At 65.0% G+C, this 15,705-nt stretch carries 12 protein-coding genes; 9 read left to right on the top strand and 3 right to left on the bottom strand.

Translation table 11 applies throughout. From position 1 onward, the window contains the following. Position 1 precedes the first annotated feature (1 nt). From RIdsm_RS21465 to RIdsm_RS21435, 7 genes are all read left to right on the top strand, one after another. Positions 2-2,059: a dipeptide ABC transporter ATP-binding protein gene (locus RIdsm_RS21465; RefSeq protein ID WP_082647451.1), complete on the top strand. Its 2,058-nt coding sequence runs from the start codon at positions 2-4 to the stop codon at positions 2,057-2,059. A gap of 24 nt (positions 2,060-2,083) precedes the next feature. After that, complete coding sequence (locus RIdsm_RS21460; RefSeq protein ID WP_057818277.1) at positions 2,084-3,511, top strand: C69 family dipeptidase; 1,428 nt, start codon at positions 2,084-2,086, stop codon at positions 3,509-3,511. A 116-nt stretch (positions 3,512-3,627) separates the two neighbouring features. Beyond that, the gene (locus RIdsm_RS21455) at positions 3,628-5,946 is read left to right on the top strand and encodes an efflux RND transporter permease subunit (protein ID WP_143100452.1); all 2,319 of its coding nucleotides are present in this window, start codon (positions 3,628-3,630) and stop codon (positions 5,944-5,946) included. After that, on the top strand, positions 5,943-6,731 hold the full coding sequence (locus RIdsm_RS21450) for an outer membrane lipoprotein-sorting protein (RefSeq protein ID WP_057818282.1): 789 nt from the start codon (positions 5,943-5,945) through the stop codon (positions 6,729-6,731). The genes RIdsm_RS21455 and RIdsm_RS21450 overlap by 4 nt, the downstream gene beginning before the upstream one ends. A gap of 87 nt (positions 6,732-6,818) precedes the next feature. Next, entirely contained in the window at positions 6,819-8,126 is a 1,308-nt protein-coding gene (locus RIdsm_RS21445) for a hypothetical protein (protein ID WP_057818284.1), read from the top strand. Between the two features lie 134 nt (positions 8,127-8,260). Then, entirely contained in the window at positions 8,261-9,184 is a 924-nt protein-coding gene (locus RIdsm_RS21440) for a carotenoid biosynthesis protein (RefSeq protein ID WP_143100454.1), read from the top strand. Further along, entirely contained in the window at positions 9,181-9,888 is a 708-nt protein-coding gene (locus RIdsm_RS21435; RefSeq protein WP_057818288.1) for a DUF5995 family protein, read from the top strand. The genes RIdsm_RS21440 and RIdsm_RS21435 overlap by 4 nt, the downstream gene beginning before the upstream one ends. On the opposite strand, the gene betI is transcribed toward RIdsm_RS21435, so the two are convergent. Then, on the bottom strand, positions 9,869-10,546 hold the full coding sequence (betI, locus tag RIdsm_RS21430) for a transcriptional regulator BetI (protein ID WP_057818289.1): 678 nt from the start codon (positions 10,544-10,546) through the stop codon (positions 9,869-9,871). The two genes, RIdsm_RS21435 and betI, sit on opposite strands and share 20 nt — an antisense overlap. Positions 10,547-10,709: 163 nt before the next feature. On the opposite strand from betI, the gene RIdsm_RS21425 reads away from it, so the two are divergent. After that, entirely contained in the window at positions 10,710-12,116 is a 1,407-nt protein-coding gene (locus RIdsm_RS21425) for an aminotransferase (RefSeq protein ID WP_057818291.1), read from the top strand. Positions 12,117-12,172: 56 nt separating this feature from the next. Next, the gene (locus RIdsm_RS21420; RefSeq protein WP_057818293.1) at positions 12,173-13,390 is read left to right on the top strand and encodes an aromatic ring-hydroxylating oxygenase subunit alpha; all 1,218 of its coding nucleotides are present in this window, start codon (positions 12,173-12,175) and stop codon (positions 13,388-13,390) included. A 106-nt stretch (positions 13,391-13,496) separates the two neighbouring features. On the opposite strand, the gene RIdsm_RS21415 is transcribed toward RIdsm_RS21420, so the two are convergent. Both RIdsm_RS21415 and RIdsm_RS21410 read right to left on the bottom strand, forming a co-directional pair. Beyond that, positions 13,497-14,702, bottom strand: coding sequence for an aromatic ring-hydroxylating oxygenase subunit alpha (locus RIdsm_RS21415; protein ID WP_057818295.1), 1,206 nt, complete (start codon positions 14,700-14,702; stop codon positions 13,497-13,499). Between the two features lie 76 nt (positions 14,703-14,778). Further along, positions 14,779-15,675 carry a LysR substrate-binding domain-containing protein gene (locus tag RIdsm_RS21410; protein ID WP_057818297.1) on the bottom strand — a complete coding sequence of 299 codons (897 nt, stop codon included), beginning with the start codon at positions 15,673-15,675 and terminating at the stop codon, positions 14,779-14,781. Positions 15,676-15,705: the final 30 nt, after the last annotated feature.

Raw genomic sequence — 15,705 nt, 5'->3', positions numbered from 1 at the left:
CATGGCCAGGGACATGGGCACCGCCCCCGAAACCCTTCTCGATATCCGCAACCTGTCGGTCGACTTCCGCACAGCGCGGGGCCGGGTGAAGGCGCTGCGCGACATCACCTTCCCGGTCAGCAAGGGCCGGATCATGGGGATCGTCGGCGAAAGCGGGTCGGGGAAGAGCACGGTTCTGTGGTCGATTCTGGGCCTTCTGGCGGGCAATGCCGAGGTGATGGGCGGCGAAATCCTGTTTCAGGATGACGACATGCTGCGGATGGGGCCGACGGCGATGCGGGCGACGCGGGGCGAGGATATCTCGGTCGTGTTCCAGGACCCGATGACCAGCCAGATCCCGGTGCTGAACTATGCGCGGCAGATGTTCGATATCCTGTACCGGCGGCGGAACATGACCAAGGCCGAAAAGCGCAAGGCGGCGGTCGAGATGATGCGCAAGGTGGGGATACCGGACCCGGAAAGCCGGATCGACCAGTACCCGCACCATTTCTCGGGCGGGATGCGGCAGCGGGCGGGCATCGCCATGGCGCTTCTGACCGGGCCGAAGCTGTTGCTGGCGGACGAGCCGACCACGGCGCTGGACGTGACGATGGAGGCGCAGATCATCAACCTGCTGCGCGAGTTGCAGAGCGATCTGGAGGCGACGATCGTGCTGGTGTCGCACAATCTCGGGCTGATTGCCGAGCTGTGTGACGACGTGGTGGTGATGTATGCGGGCGAGGTGGTCGAGGTCGGCACGGTGCACGAGATCTTCCACAATGCGCAGCATCCTTATACGCGGGCGTTGCTGGAGTGTGACCCGGCGCGGATTTCCGACGTGTCGCGCAAGCTGCCTGTTATTCCCGGCGATATTCCGGACCTGACGAAGCCGCAGCAGGGGTGCATTTTCGCGAGCCGCTGTCAGCGGCGGATGCCGGAGTGCCGGACGGTCGAGCCGCCCAAGGCGATGCGGGCGTCGGGCGGGTATGCGAATTGTCACCTGCTTGAGGGGCCGTTGCGTGACCCGGACTGGCCGCCGCCTCTGGACGTGCTGACCGTGCGGAGCGGTGAGAGTTCGGTGGCCGAGAAGCGGGAGCCTGATGGCACGCCGCTGTTGGAGGTGGAAGACCTGAACGTGAGGTTCCGGACGGTGGGTCCGGTCAAGGCGAAGATGCGGGGGATCGAGGACCCGTTCGTGGATGCCGTGCTTGATGTGAGCATCAAGGTCAGGCCGGGCGAGACCGTAGGGCTGGTGGGCGAAAGCGGCTCGGGCAAGACGACGCTGGGGCGGACGGTGCTGAACCTGCAACATGCCGAGGGCGGGACCGTGCGGTTCGAGGGGCAGGAGATCAGGAACATGCCCGAGGCGCGGTTCAAGCCGCTGCGCCGGGACATGGCGATGATGTTCCAGGATCCGATTGGCTCGCTCTCGCCGCGCAAGTCGGTCAGGGCGCTGATCACCGAGCCGTTGCAGGTGCATGGGGTCAAGGGCGTCGACCTGGATGCCGAGGCGGAACGGCTGGCCGACATGGTGCGCTTGCCGAAGCCGTTCCTGACGCGCTATCCGCATGAATTGTCGGGCGGGCAGGCACGGCGGGTGGGCGTGGCCCGCGCGTTGGCGCTGAACCCCAAGCTGATCATTGCGGATGAGCCAACCGCCGGGCTTGACGTATCGGTGCAGGGCGAGGTGCTGAACCTGATGGCCGACCTTCAGGCCGAGCATGGGCTGGGCTATCTCATCATCACCCATAACCTTCCGGTGGTGCGGCATATCAGCGACCGGATCGCGATCATGTATCTGGGCCGGATCGTGGAAGAGGGGCGGGCGTCGGAGATATTCTCGAAGCCGCTGCACCCTTATACGCAGGCGCTGGTGGAAGGCGTGCCGCAGCCTGACCCCGACAAGCGGCTGACGCATGTGGCCGTCAAGGGCGAGGTGCCGAGCCTTCTCAACCGGCCCAAGGGCTGCGATTTCGCGACACGCTGCCCCTATGCGCAGGACAGGTGCCGGGCCGAAAAGCCGGGGCACGAGACCCGGGCCGACGGGCACAGCCACGCCTGCTTCTTTCCGCTTCACTGACATAACTTTTCGGGACTGACCTTCATGAGCTACGGCATCTATATCGGGCGAAATCTGACCGCTGACGGGGTGGCCTACCTGGCCGGGTATGGGGACGAGCCGTCGAGCCACTGGCTCGAGATCAACCCGCGCAAGTCGCATGAGGCGGGCAGCACGATCACCGTGGGGGTGACACCGCAGGCGGATATGCCGGGGACCCTGACCGAGATTCCGCAGGCGGCCGAGACGCTTCGGAACCTGCGGGTGAGCTATAGCTACTACCTTGGCGTGCCGGCGCCGCTGACCAACGGCGGGCTGAACGAATGCGGCGTCGCCGTGCGCGATATCTGGTCGCCGTCGCGCAAGGACCTGATCGAGATGACGCCGAAGGATCAGACGGGGCCGAATTATTCGGACCTGGCGCGGATCGTTGTGGACCGGGCGCGCACGGCGCGGGAGGGGGTCGAGCTGATCGGCCAGTTGATCGCGGAGCATGGCTATTCGACCTATGGCGGCAATTCCCACATGATCGCCGATCCGGAGGAGGCCTGGGTGGTGATCGAGTTTGCGGGGGGCAAGGGCCTTTGGTGTGCCGAGCGGCTGGGGCCGGACAGCATCCGGGCGTCGCGGCCGGGGTATATCGGGGAGATCCCCGACGCGCCGAATGAGGATTTCCGCTTTCCCGCCCATTTCATCGACACGGCGGTCGAGCTGGGCTGGTACACGCGTGGCGAGGGGCCGTTCAACGTGAATGACATCTATGGCGACGGCAAGCTGCGCTGGGATGGCGTGGCCTGGGTCGAGGACGAGATGAAGGCGCGGGCGGCGCGGCCGGAGAAGGTGACGCTGGAGGATGTGCTCTGGTCGATCCAGACGGAACGGCTGACGGGGGATACCGCCGGTTACGGGCAGGTTGTGCCGCTGGTGCACCCGAGCGACGATGCGCTGCGGATGATGTGGCATGCGGCGGTGGGGCCGGTGACGGCGCCGCTGATGCCGGTGTTCCTGGGGCAGACCTCGGTGCCGGATGCCTATGTGCAGCATCGCTACCTGACGACGGGGGAAAGCGCGCGGTTCCTGGATTGCCGGAAGGAAGAGAAGAGCCCCGACACGGTGTCGCACGTGCCGCAGGGGGTGGAGACGTCGGATTCGGCGGTTTACCAGTTCAAGCGGCTGATGCACCTGGCGTTTCAGGCGCAGGACAGCATCCTGGCGGAGGTCTGGGACCATTGGCGGGCGCTGGAGGCGAAGGTCAACGCGGAGGTGCCGGATGTGCTGCGGAGTGCCGAGATCCTGATCGAGGCGGGCGAGGCGAAGCTTGCCGCGCAGGTGATGGGCGAGTTCAGCCATCGCTGCCTGCGGGTGGCGATGGACGATTGCGTGGCGCTGGCGGATGCGGCGCAGGCGCGGCTTCGGGTGGCGGAACGTCTCAATCTCAAGGGCAAGCCGATGGCGCCGGAGCAGCTTTGGTAGGCATTCTGGGCCTTCTGTGACCTTCTGACCTGCGGAAGACCCTTCCCAAAGGCCGGTTCTGTGGGCAACAAATAGGAAAGCCCCGTTTCGGGGTGCCCTTTTTTGCCCGCGGTTTGATGACGAGAGATTTGCCGCCAGACGAAATGGAGGACAGCGGGGCGCATCCGCTGGCCAAGGCTATTGCGCGCTGGCTGGTGCGGTATGACCTGCTGGCGTTTCTTCTGGGGGTGGTGCTGATCGGGTTGGTGGCGCTTGGGCTGCGCAACCTCGAGCTGGCGTCGGACAATCGCAATTTCTTCGGCGGGGACAACCCCGAGATCGACGCCGTGCTGCGGCTGGAGGATACCTATGCCAATGCGGACACGGTGTTCTTTGCGCTGGTGAGTGAAGACAGCGCGTTCACGCCCGAGATGCTGGAGCAGCTGAAGGCGTTTACCGAAGATGCGTGGCAGCTGCCCTATGCGCTGCGGGTGGAGTCGCTGGCGAATTACAGCCACAGCCGGGCCCAGGGTGACGAGATCATCGTCGAGGAGTTGATCCCGCCGGACCTCGAGATCGACGCGGCGGCGGCCGAGCGGATCGGGCGGATTGCGCTGGCCTCGCCCGAGCTGGTCAACCGGCTGGTTTCGGAAGACGGGCGGGCGCTGGGTATTCATGTCAACTTGGCCCTGCCCAACGGGCAGGACGGGGTGGTGCACGACGCCGCCGAGCAGGCGCGGGAGATGAAGGCCGCCTGGCAGGCGGCGGCGCCCGAGCTTGATATCCTGCTGAGCGGCGGGATCATAGGCGACCTGACGTTCAACGAGGCGACGAAGCGGGATTTATTCACGCTGATCCCGGTGGCGTTCGTGGTGGTGACGCTGCTGATGATCCTCGGGCTGGGGTCGGTCGCGGGGTGGCTGGGCACGGCGCTGATCACCTTCAGCGGGACGCTGGCGACGATGGGGTTTGCCGGTTGGGCGGGTATCGAGCTTATTCCCGCGACGGCGACGAGCCCGCTGGCGGTGATGGTGCTGGTGGCGGCGTCCTGCGTGCACTTGGTGCTGTCCTGGACGCGGCGGCTGAATGCGGGGGTGGCGGGCGACCGGGCGGTACAGGGCGCCTTCGAGGAAAACCTCGCGGCGGTGGCGGTGGCCAATATCACCACGGCGGCGGGTTTCCTGTGCCTCAACTTCTCGGAATCGCCGCCGCTGGCCGAGATGGGCAATATCGTGGCCTTCGGGATCATCGTGGGCTGGTTGCTGACCGCGCTGATATTGCCGGCGATCATGAAGCGGTGCCCGGATTTCCGGTTTCGGCCCGTGCGGGTGCCGGCCAAGTGGCTGGAGGCGTTGGCGCGGGGCACGCAGGCGCGGGCCGGCACGATATTGATCGTCTTCGCGGCGCTGATCGCCGTGGCGGCGACGGGGTTGAGCCAGATCCGATTCAACGACAATCCGCTGAGGTATTTCGACGAAAGCTTCGAGTTCCGCCGCGACAGCGACGCGATCGAGCGGCACCTGACGGGGATGGAGACGGTGCAATTCTCGCTGGAGAGCCCGGAGGGGGAGAGCGTGTTCTCGCCCGAGTTTTTGCGGGAGGCGGACCGGTTCGCCGACTGGCTGCGGACGCAGGAGAAGGTGGTGTTCGTGGGCTCGATCACCGACGTGCTGAAGCGGCTGAACCGGACGCTGGGGGGCGACGACCCCAACGCCTATCGCATTGCCGACAGCCAGGAGGCCAACGCGCAGGCGATGATGCTGTACGAGCTGTCGCTGCCGCCCGGGCAGGACATGAACCAGATGCTCGATATCGGGCGGACGAAGACCCGGCTGATCGCGGTGCTGGAAGATGCCAGCGGGCAGGACATTCACCGGTTCGCGCTGAAGGCCGAGGGGTGGATGGAGGCCAATACGCCCGAGATCGCGACCAAGGCCGTGAGTGTCGGCGTGGCCTTTGCCGAGCTGTCGCGGCGCAACAACACGGCGATGATCTGGGGGATGCTGACCGTGCTGGTGCTGGTGTCGGGGATCCTGATGCTGACGCTGCGCGACCTGAAGCTCGGGGCGCTGAGCCTTGTGCCCAACGTCCTGCCGGCGCTTCTGGGGTTCGGGTTCTGGGGGTGGCTGAACGGCGACGTGAACCTTGGCTCGACCGTGGTGACGACGATGACCTTCGGGATCGTGGTCGATGATACGGTGCATGTCCTGATGCACTATCAGCGGGCGTTGCGCACCGGATTGGGGCGTGAGGATGCTCTGAGGGACACATTCCGGAAGGTTGGTACCGCCCTGATGGTCACATCGATTGCCATAATGAGCGGATTTGTCATAATGACACAATCGGGATTTGCGATTAACAAGCATATCGGCAGCCTGAGCGCCGTCGTCGTCGCGCTTGCGCTGGTGACGGACTTGGTGCTTTTGCCGGCGGTATTGAAAAAGGCCAGGTCATGAAGGTCTTGCACTGCATTCTGGTAAGTCTCTTCGCGGCGGTCGTGGCGACCGGCGCCATGGCCGAGACTGCCGCGCAGAAGGGCACGCGCATCGCGCAGATGGCCGACCGGGCGGATGACGGGTTCGGCGACCTGGTTGTCGATGGCGAGATGATCCTCAAGACGTCGCGGGGCCAGCAGAGCAAGCGACGCTTCACCACCAAGACGCGGGAAGGGCGGGGCGGTTCGGCGCAGATGACCATTCTGGAGTTCGAATGGCCCGGCGATATCCGCGATACCTCGTTGCTGACGCATAGTTACGCCGGGCGGGCGGATGACCAGTGGCTTTACCTGCCGTCGGTCGGCCGGGTGAAGAAGGTGACCGGGGCCGGGCGCAGCGGATCGTTCGTGGGCAGCGAGTTCTCGTATGAGGACATGGTCGACCAGGAGGCGGGCAATTACAGCCATACCTGGGTTTCCGATGGCGGGTGCCCCACGGGACAGGGGACGTGCCACGTGCTTTCGCGGGTGCCGAAGCACCGCTCGGGCTATTCCCGGCAGGTGGCGTGGATCGACACCAGCGCCTATCGTTACCAGGCGGTGCAGTTCTATGACCGTCGCGGGCAGCTTTTGAAGACACTGACATTTGGGGGGTACCGGCAATACCAGGGCCGGTACTGGCGCCCGTCGCGGATGGTGATGGTCAACCACCTGACGGGCAAGAGCACGGTGCTCAACTGGTCCAACTATCGTTTCAACGTGGGGTTATCGGAAAGGGAGTTCAGTCGGCATGCGCTGACGCAATGATACGGGGACGTGAAAGAGAACGGAGGGACAACAATGTTCAAATCACTCAAATTACTGGGTTTGGTTGCATGTGTTGCGGGCGTTGGTATGCCCGGTCAGGCCGAGGAGCTTTCTTTCAGCGGGGAACTGAGCCTCACGGCGCGGTATTACGAGGATGACGGGCTTTTCTTCGGGCAGCCATCGTCGGGGACGTCGTATATTCCCGAGGGCCGGTTCGGGTTTCGCACCGATCTCGGCTTTGCCGAGGCGGAGTTCGAGGTTTACGGGCGGGCCGACAGCCGGACGGGCAGCGAGCTTGTCGACATCCAGAAGGCCTATCTGCTGACCGGCGGCGACCGGTGGAGCGTTCTGGTAGGCAGCGATATCGTGTTCTGGGGGGTGGCGGAGTCGTACAACCCCGTCAACATCATCAACCAGAACGACAATTTCGGCCGGTTCGACGAGACCCGCAAGTTGGGTCAGCCGATGGTGAACGTGAACTTCGAGAGCGGTGCGCTTGGGACGTTCAGTTTCTACGGGCTGTTCGGCTTCCGCGAGCCGGACCTGGGCACGACCTCGTCGCGGCCGCGGTTCATCGTGGTGCCGGATGACGATGTGGCCATTTTCGAGAAGTCCTCGGACAAGATCGATTTCGCGTTCCGCAACACCAACACGGTGGGTATCGGGAACGGGTCGCTGGATTACGCGGTTTCGTATTTCAACGGGACTGACCGGACGCCGGTCTTCCTGCCGGGTTGTGCCAATCGCCGGTTCCCGGTCAGCGTGCCGACCTGTAACGCGGTCAACCGGAGCATCCTTGCCAGCTATGCGGGGCTGCGGCCCGGGTCGCAATTGCCGCTGGCGGGCCAGGTCTTTCTGAACGCGCCGTTGCCGACGCAGCTGTTCCTGCTATCGGGCGCGAGCGTGGGCGCGGTGCCCTATTACCAGGAGATCGAGCAGGTCGGTGTCGAGCTGGCCTATGCCACCGGCAACTGGGTCTGGAAGTTCGAGGGGGCGCAGCGCTTTGCCCAGAACGAGGATTACTTCCTGGGGGTTGCGGGGGTGGAATACCGGTTCAACCAGGCCTTCGGCACGCCCGGCGCGCTGACGCTGGCGGCGGAATACACCTATGACGACCGGTCGAACCTGCAGCCGTTCACGGTGTTCGACGACGATGTCTTTGTCAGTGCGCGCTACGATTTCAACAACCGGCTGATGTCGTCGATCACGCTGTCGGGTCTGTTTGACATGGGCAACGGGGGGGATGTCTACATGCTGGATATCTCGTCGCGCCTGACCGACAGCACGCAGATCAGTTTTTCGGCCACGCAGGTTGATTTTGGTGGCTTTTTCGACCCGCTCTCACTGCTGACGCGGGACGATTATTACGAGTTGAAACTCACCTACTTCTTCTGAGGCCCGATGCCGGGACGTTCGGGCGGGCCAGGGCCTGCGAAGGATGGACCGGGGGCTGAAATTGACGTAGGGTAACCTGATACCTTTCTCTTGGCACGGACCGTGGGGATGCGGCCGAACTTGGAGGATACATTGTGAAAAGAGCATTTCGCGGCGCGCCTGGCCGTTCCGGGTTGTTCCTTTTTCTGGCGTTCGCTGCTTGGACCGGCAACGCATTATATGCGCTGGGGGCGCCCGGCGGGTGGCTGAAGGAGTATTCGCCGGCGCTGGTCGCGACGGCGATGATCGCCTTCGTCATCCTGCACGGACGACGGCGCTACGGGGGCGAGGCGCTGTGGCGGTTCACGCTGATCGTGTTCGTCATCGCCTGGGTCTTCGAGACGGTCAGCGTTCTGACGGGCTTTCCCTTCGGGCGGTACCACTACACCGAGGTGATGGCGCCCTTCCTGTGGCATGTGCCGGTCTTCGTGCTGCCGGCCTATTTCCTGATGGCGTACCTGTCGTGGTCGCTGGCGACGCTGTTGCTTGGCCGGCGGGGCGCGCGGCCGGACCGGGTGGGGCTGTTCGCGGTGCCGCTGCTGGCGGCGGGGGCGATGGTGACGTGGGACCTGTCGATGGATATCCTGCGCTCGACGGTCGAGCAGCGCTGGGTCTGGATCGACGGGGGGCCGCATTTCGGCGTGCCGGTCAGCAATTACCTTGGCTGGTTCGGGGTGACATGGCTGATGTTCCAGAGCTTCGCGGTGTACCTGCGGCGCCGGACGCCGGAGGGATGGCCTGCCGAGCCCGAAGGGCGGGCGTTCTGGCTGTCGGTGCCGCTGGCCTATGCGGCTTTTGCCGGGGAGTATCTGCTGAACCCGTTCACCGGCACGGCGGTGGGGCTTGTGGCGCAGGTGAACGGCGGCGATGTGGCGGTTGATGCGCTGTTCAGCGGGGCGGCGACGGTGTGCCTGCTGACGATGGTGCCGCTGGCGCTGGGCGGGATCTGGGCCGCGTGCCGCCCGCGGGGCGTGCCGGTCGAGCGGCCGGTGTCGCCGGGCCGGCGGCAGGCGTCATGACGGCAGAGCGCTGCGGGGCCGAGGCGATCCTTGGTCGGATCGAGGCGGACATGCAGCGCTTTCTTGACATGGAAGACGACCGGAATGGCCGGGTGCATTCGCTGTTTGCCGGGCTTTATGTGCAAACGACGCGGCACTGGCTTGCGGAGTTGGCGGAGAGCGAGGCGCCGGAGTTTGCCCATGCGGTGATCCCGCGGTTTTACGCGCTTTACGAGGAGGGGGTGCTGCGGCATCTCGAGACGCCCGTGCGGCAGGTGCCGAGGCAATGGCGGATGTATCACCGGCTGGCGCGGCGGCTGACGATGCGGTCGCCGATCTCGGCGCATCTTGCGCTGATCTCGCTGGGGGCAAGGGCGCATATCCGGCACGATCTGGGGATCGCGATTGCGCAGGTTCTGAGGGAGGTCGAGGCGGGGCGCCTGACGATCCCGGTGATCGACCGGGAACAGTTTGTCGGGTCGCTTTCGGCGCGGGCCTTTCTCAAGGCGGCGCTTGATTATGTCGACTGGCACCGGCAGAGGCAATCGGGCTGGCGGTGGGCTGTGCTGGGAGGTTACGGGCGGGGGCTGATCGTGCTGCGGCGCATCTGGGTGCCGGTGATGGAAGGCTGGCGGCGGCGCGCCTATGACGACGGTGAGGCGCTTGTGGCGGAGACGCCGGAGGCGCGGGCCCGGGTGGAGACGTTCAGGCCTGCGGAGCCTTGACGCCGAAGCCCTTGCGGAAGGTTTCGGCATGGGCCGGGAAGGCCGAGGCGAGGTACATGGCGGCCAGGCGCATGGGCTGTTTGTAATCGACCGGGGCGCTTGAGAGGTACATGGCGAGCCAGAGCCCGTCTGTCATCGCGTCGATGCCGGCGGCGATGTCGTCGGCCCCGGTGACGGGGCGGCCTTCGGCCTGAAGCAGGGCGGCGCAGGCGTTGCACATCGCGTGGGCCCGTTCCTGTTCGTAGGACTTGGAAATCTCGCCATAGAGCGGGCGGGCCTTGGATTCGCCCCAGAAGGCGTGCCAGATGATCAGGGTTTCCTCGTTGCACGATTCCGGTGTGAAGTCGGATTTGACGAGGGCGGTGATCTGGTCTGCGGGGTCGGAGCCGGCATCGGCGACGGCCTTTTGCCAGCCCTCCTGGTACACGTCGTATTGATGGCGGAGGGCGGCGCCGAGCAGGGATTGCTTGTTCTGAAAGTAGAACACCGCGACCCCCTGCGAGAGACCGGCCTCGTTCGAGACGCTGGCCAGCGTGGTGCCCGACAGGCCGTTCTTGACGATCGAGCGGAAGGTGGCGTCGATGATCTGCCCGCGCCGCTTGTCGGCGTTTTCCTTGCGTTCCTTGCGCGGGCGGGTTGCGCCCTCCTGAGCTGCCATGGCCTCTCTCCTTCACGGATGGCCTTAGTATTGCGCGGTCGGGGCGGGACAGCAACCCGGGGAAGGGCGGATCGGACAAAAAATTTGATTGAGCGCTCAAAATAATTAGGGTAGAGTGCGGACAAGCAGAAAATGCGGCGCAGGCCGCTAGAAATGGACTCCTATGACCGACCAGACCATCAACGCAGATCCCGGCCACAACGCGGCCATCCCCGCAGAGGCCGTTCAGGAATGGGATAACGAGCATTTCGTTCACCCTTGGGAATCGATCGGCACCGCCGACGCCGACCGGACCATCGCCGCGCGGGCGGAGGGCATCTACCTGTATGACCCGGATGGGAAGAAATACATCGACGGGCCGGGCGGCATGTGGTGCGTTCAGATCGGCTATGGCCGGCGCGAGATGGCGGATGCAATCGCCGAGCAGACGATGCGCCTGCCTTATACCTCGCCCTGGGCCTTTGCGGCGGAGCCGTCGGCACTGCTGGCCAAGCGGATTGCCGAGATGGCGCCGGGCGACCTGAACAGCGTGTTCTTTACCACCGGAGGGTCGTCGGCCGTCGACAGCGCGATCCGGTTCGTTCAGTTCTACAACAACATGAAGGGCCGCCCCGAGAAGAAGATCGTCATCGGGCGCGAGAAGGGCTATCACGGGTCGACCTACCTGGCGGCCTCGGTCACCGGGAAGGAGCGCACCAAGTCGCGGCTCGATTTCGAGGACCGGCTGGTACGCCTGATTGGCAACGTGAACCCCTATGTGCGCCCCGAGGGCATGAGCGTCGAAGACTGGTGCGATGCCAAGGTGAACGAGCTGGAGCAGGCCATTCTGGACGCCGGCCCCGAGAACGTGGGCGCCTTCATTGCCGAGCCGGTGCTGGCCTCGGGCGGGGTGATCGTGCCGCCGCCGGGCTATCACAAGCGGACGCTGGAGGTTTGCCGGAAGTATGACGTGCTTTACATCTCGGACGAGGTGGTCACGGGCTTCGGGCGATTGGGCCACTGGTTCGCCAGCGAGGATGTGTTCGGCATCACGCCCGACATCATCACCTGTGCGAAGGGCCTGACCTCGGGCTACCTGCCGATGGGCGCGATGATCCTGTCAGACCGGCTGTGGAACGATATCTCGGCGGATGACCGCGAGCATATCATGTTCTCGAACGGGTATACCTATTCGGGCCACCCGGTCTGTGCCGCCGCGGCGCTGAAGAATATCGAGATTTTCGAGCGCGAGGGCATTCTCGAGCATGTGCGCGAGATCACCCCGCATTTCCAGGAGCGGCTGAACGCGCTGGGCCGGCACGAGATCATCGGCGACACGCGCGGCGTGGGGCTGATCGGCTGTGTCGAGGGCGTCGCCGCCCCGGGCACGCCCGAGTCGAAGCGGCTGGCGATCGACACCGAGTTCGGGGCCCGCGTCGATGAGAAATGCGAGGACATGGGTCTGATCGTGCGCCCGCTGATCAACCAGTGCGTCTTCTCGCCGCCGCTGATCATCACGCTGGACGAGGTCGACCAGATGTTCGACATTCTCGAAACGGCGGTTCAGCAGGTGCAGGACGAAATGCTCTGACCCGCGCCGCGTGCGCGGACACCCCACCACACATACCCTGAAAAGGAGGTCGCCCGATGGAGGACAATGCCGTTCTGGAAGAGGGCTTCAACGGTCTCACGCGCGCGCAGGCATCGCTGCCTGCGTCGTGGTACCTGGATCCTGCGCATTTCGAGCGCGAAGTGCGGGAGATATGGGGGCGAAACTGGGTCTACCTCTGTCGGGCCGAGACGCTGGACGGGCCGCGCGCCTTCCGCACCTTCGAGGTGGCGGGGCAGCCCATCCTGCTGCTTCGCGACCAGGAGGGGGAACTGCAAGGGTTCTTCAACACCTGCCGGCATCGCGGCTCGATCCTTTGCCCGCAGGCGGAGGGGACGCTGAAGAAGGCGATGATCACCTGCCCCTATCACCAGTGGGTCTATGATCTGACCGGGCGGCTGCGGGCGACCGGCCCGATGCGGAAGGTGGCCGGGTTCGACCGGGCCGAGCATCCGCTGCACCGGGTGCGGGTGGAAGAATGGGGCGGGTTCGTCTTCGTCAATCTCGACCCCGATGCGCCGTCCTTCGACGAGCTTTACGGGGCCGAGACCGCCTATGTCGCCAACTGGCCGCTGGAGGACCTGCGGGTGGGGCATGTCTATTCCAAGACGCTGCACTGCAACTGGAAGGTCTTCTGGGAGAATTACAACGAGTGCCTGCACTGTCCCAACATCCACCCCGAGCTGTGCGAGCTGGTGCCGATCTATGGCCGGGCGATCATGGCGCGGCGGGATGATCCGGAGTGGGCAGAGCATGCCGAGGACCTGGCGCCGCACCACTCGGGCGGGCTGCGCGCGGGGGCCGAGACGTGGTCGATGGATGGTGAGGCACAGGGACGCCTGCCGGGGCTGACCGATGCGGATGTGGAGGTCGGGATGCGTTACGTGACGGTGACGCCCTCGGTCTTCATCGCGCATCACGCCGACTATGTGCGGCTGGTGAAGATCACGCCGAAGACGGCCGAGACGATGGAGCTGACGGCGGAGTGGCTGTTCCACCCCGACACGCTGGCGCGGCCGGATTTCGACGCCGACAAGATCACCCAGTTCGGTATCCTCGTGATGGAGCAGGATGGCGCGGCGAGCGAGCTGAACCAGAAGGGCATGCGCTCCAGCGCCTTTCACAATGGCGTTCTGATGCAGGAGGAATACGAGGTGTTCCTGTTCCAGCAATGGGTGCGCGAGCAGCTGGGCGAGGCGCCGAAGAGCGAGGGCGCGGCGAGCCGGGCCAGCCGCAGGGCGCCGCTTGCAGAATAGGCTGATGGGGCCGGGCGGTCGGCACCGCCCGGTCTGCATGTAGGCAAAGAAAAAGCGCGGCGGGCCATATCGGCCGCCGCGCTTTGCTTTTGGGCTTTGGGGTGGCTCAGTCTCGCTCGGCCAGCATCTCGGCATTGACCTCGGCCATGGTGCCGGGGGCGGGCGGTTCGTCGAGCGTGAGCACGGGGAACAGGTTCCGCAGCTGGTCGTGATAGGTTTTCACGCCGTATTCGAGATCCGACAGGATGATCCCGTCATAGGCCGAGGAGAGCGCCGCCTCGCAGGACCAGATGGTGAGCATCTGGTCTTCCTCGGCGGTGATCCGGTCAATCCGGCCCGAGAGGTAGCGCGCCAGCCGCATCTCGCGGCTTTCGTCCTTGTACTTGTAGGACGCGCCGCGCAGGCGGCTCTTGCCGGTGCCGTCGGGGAATTCCTGGTAGAAGATCATCGAGTCCGGGTAGATGCCGATCACGGTGTTGGGGAAGATCCCGTAATAGAGCCATGCCGTGCGGTGGCTTTCCGGCAGCCAGTCGGCCTCGGGCAGGGTGGATTTGTAGGCGCGGACCGACCAGAGCGAGCCCGGCCCCTCGTTGAAGGGGGCATAGGAGCGGGCGGCGCCGCCCTCGAACGGCTCGTCGAAATAGCCCTTGCCGTAGAGGTCCTGCAGGGCGGGGTGGGCCATGGGGACGTGATAGCCCTCGTTGTCGACGTCGCGGATGGCTTTCCAGTTCACCTCGGTTTCGTCGGCCCAGACCAGCGTTTCCGCCGGGATCATGTTGGCGAGGTCGTAGGGTTCGACCTCCTTGTCGAAGCGGCCGAGGATATCGGCCACGGAGGGCTGATCGCTTTCCTTGAACCGGACGAAGATGAAGCCCTGCCAGATTTCCATGTCGAGCGGCTTCAGCCCCCATTTCACGGGGTCGAGCGGCGGGAAGCTTTTCGGCTGTGCCGCGCCGCGCAGGGTGCCGTCGAGATTGTAGACCCAGCCGTGATAGGGGCAGACGAGCGCCGATTTGCAGGTGCCCTTGTCGTCGGCCACCACGCGGCTGCCGCGGTGGCGGCAGAGGTTGTGGAAGGCGCGCACGACGTTGTCGCGCCCGCGCACGATGAGGGCGCGTTCCTCGCCCACATCGAAGGTCATGTAGTTGCCGGGCTCGGGCACGTCGGAAACGTGACAGGCCAGCTGCCAGTGCTTGCGGAAAAGCTCTTCCTTTTCCAGTTCAAGCAGTTCGTCCGAGAAATAGGCCCAGCCGGGTAGACCCGAACGGTCCCAGTTCTTGGGAGGGGATTGATCTTGTGATGTGTTCTGCATGTCTAAATTATAATGAGCGCTCAAACTAATTTTCAAGCAGAATCTTTGTCAAACGCCTTCATGGCAGGGCTTTGTGTCATTCCGGCCGCGGCGCGCGGGAGGCGCGGAAGAGGTGTTGGGCGAGTTTGTGGGCGTCTTCGCCGGCGCCCTGGCGAAGCAGGACGTAGTAGCCGTAGGCGGTGTCGACGGTTTCCGGCACGGGGCGGACGAGTGCGCCGCTGGTCAGGGCGTCTTCGACCAGGTTGCCCCAGCCCAGCGCCACGCCGATGCCGGCCTTGGCCGCGTCGAGAAGCGCCGTGTAGGAATTGGTGCGGATCAGGATGCGCGCCGCTGTCGGGTCGAGCCCGGTTTCGGTCAGCCAGATGCCCCAGTTCATCCAGTTCCAGTGGACGTAATCGAGGTCGATCAGCTCGGCGGTGAGAAGGTCCTGCGGCGTGGCGATGGGGTGCTGGCGCAGGTAGTCGGGCGAGCAGACCGGAAAGACGAGGTCGCTGAAGAGCCGGCGCGCCACGAAGCCCGGCCATTGCCCGTCGCCATGCAGCACGGCCACGTCGGCGCCCAGCACCTCCTGCTCGCTGTCGCTGACGTTGAGGTCGATGGCGAAGGGCGATTCGGGGGTGAGGAAGGCGGCGATGCGGGGCAGCAGCCAGTGCTGGCCGATGGAGGTGTCGCAGGCGAGTTTGAGGAAACGCCGGGTGTCGCGCTGGCGCAGGCTGTGGGTGGCCGAGGTGAGGTGCTGAAGCGCCACCTTGACGCCGTTGAGGAGTTCGCGGCCTTCCGGGGTGAGCTCTATGGCCCGGTGGCGGCGTTCGAAGAGGTTGATTTCCAACAGCTCTTCCAGCTTGCGCACGCGCTGGCTGACGGCCGACTGGGTGACCGAAAGTTCTTCGGCCGCGCGGGTGAAACTGCCCAGCCGGGCGGAGGCCTCGAACGGGAGGAGCAGGTCGAGCGGGGGGAGATTGCGGCGTAGCATTAGCAGGGCTTGTTCAAGAGCGGTAGAAAT

Origin of the sequence: Roseovarius indicus, assembly GCF_008728195.1 — a bacterium.
In the GTDB taxonomy this organism is placed as follows: domain Bacteria; phylum Pseudomonadota; class Alphaproteobacteria; order Rhodobacterales; family Rhodobacteraceae; genus Roseovarius; species Roseovarius indicus.
This window is presented reverse-complemented; position numbering and strand designations above follow the sequence as displayed.

Excerpts from the sequence above, each read along its gene's own strand:
- RIdsm_RS21460 (WP_057818277.1), top strand. The coding sequence starts at position 2,084 with ATGAGCTACGGCATCTATATCGGGCGAAATCTGACCGCTGACGGGGTG.
- RIdsm_RS21415 (WP_057818295.1), bottom strand. The coding sequence starts at position 14,702 with ATGCAGAACACATCACAAGATCAATCCCCTCCCAAGAACTGGGACCGT.
- RIdsm_RS21410 (WP_057818297.1), bottom strand. The coding sequence starts at position 15,675 with ATGCTACGCCGCAATCTCCCCCCGCTCGACCTGCTCCTCCCGTTCGAG.
- betI (WP_057818289.1), bottom strand. The coding sequence starts at position 10,546 with ATGGCAGCTCAGGAGGGCGCAACCCGCCCGCGCAAGGAACGCAAGGAA.
- RIdsm_RS21455 (WP_143100452.1), top strand. The coding sequence starts at position 3,628 with ATGACGAGAGATTTGCCGCCAGACGAAATGGAGGACAGCGGGGCGCAT.
- RIdsm_RS21420 (WP_057818293.1), top strand. The coding sequence starts at position 12,173 with ATGGAGGACAATGCCGTTCTGGAAGAGGGCTTCAACGGTCTCACGCGC.
- RIdsm_RS21425 (WP_057818291.1), top strand. The coding sequence starts at position 10,710 with ATGACCGACCAGACCATCAACGCAGATCCCGGCCACAACGCGGCCATC.
- RIdsm_RS21450 (WP_057818282.1), top strand. The coding sequence starts at position 5,943 with ATGAAGGTCTTGCACTGCATTCTGGTAAGTCTCTTCGCGGCGGTCGTG.
- RIdsm_RS21435 (WP_057818288.1), top strand. The coding sequence starts at position 9,181 with ATGACGGCAGAGCGCTGCGGGGCCGAGGCGATCCTTGGTCGGATCGAG.
- RIdsm_RS21445 (WP_057818284.1), top strand. The coding sequence starts at position 6,819 with ATGCCCGGTCAGGCCGAGGAGCTTTCTTTCAGCGGGGAACTGAGCCTC.
- RIdsm_RS21465 (WP_082647451.1), top strand. The coding sequence starts at position 2 with ATGGCCAGGGACATGGGCACCGCCCCCGAAACCCTTCTCGATATCCGC.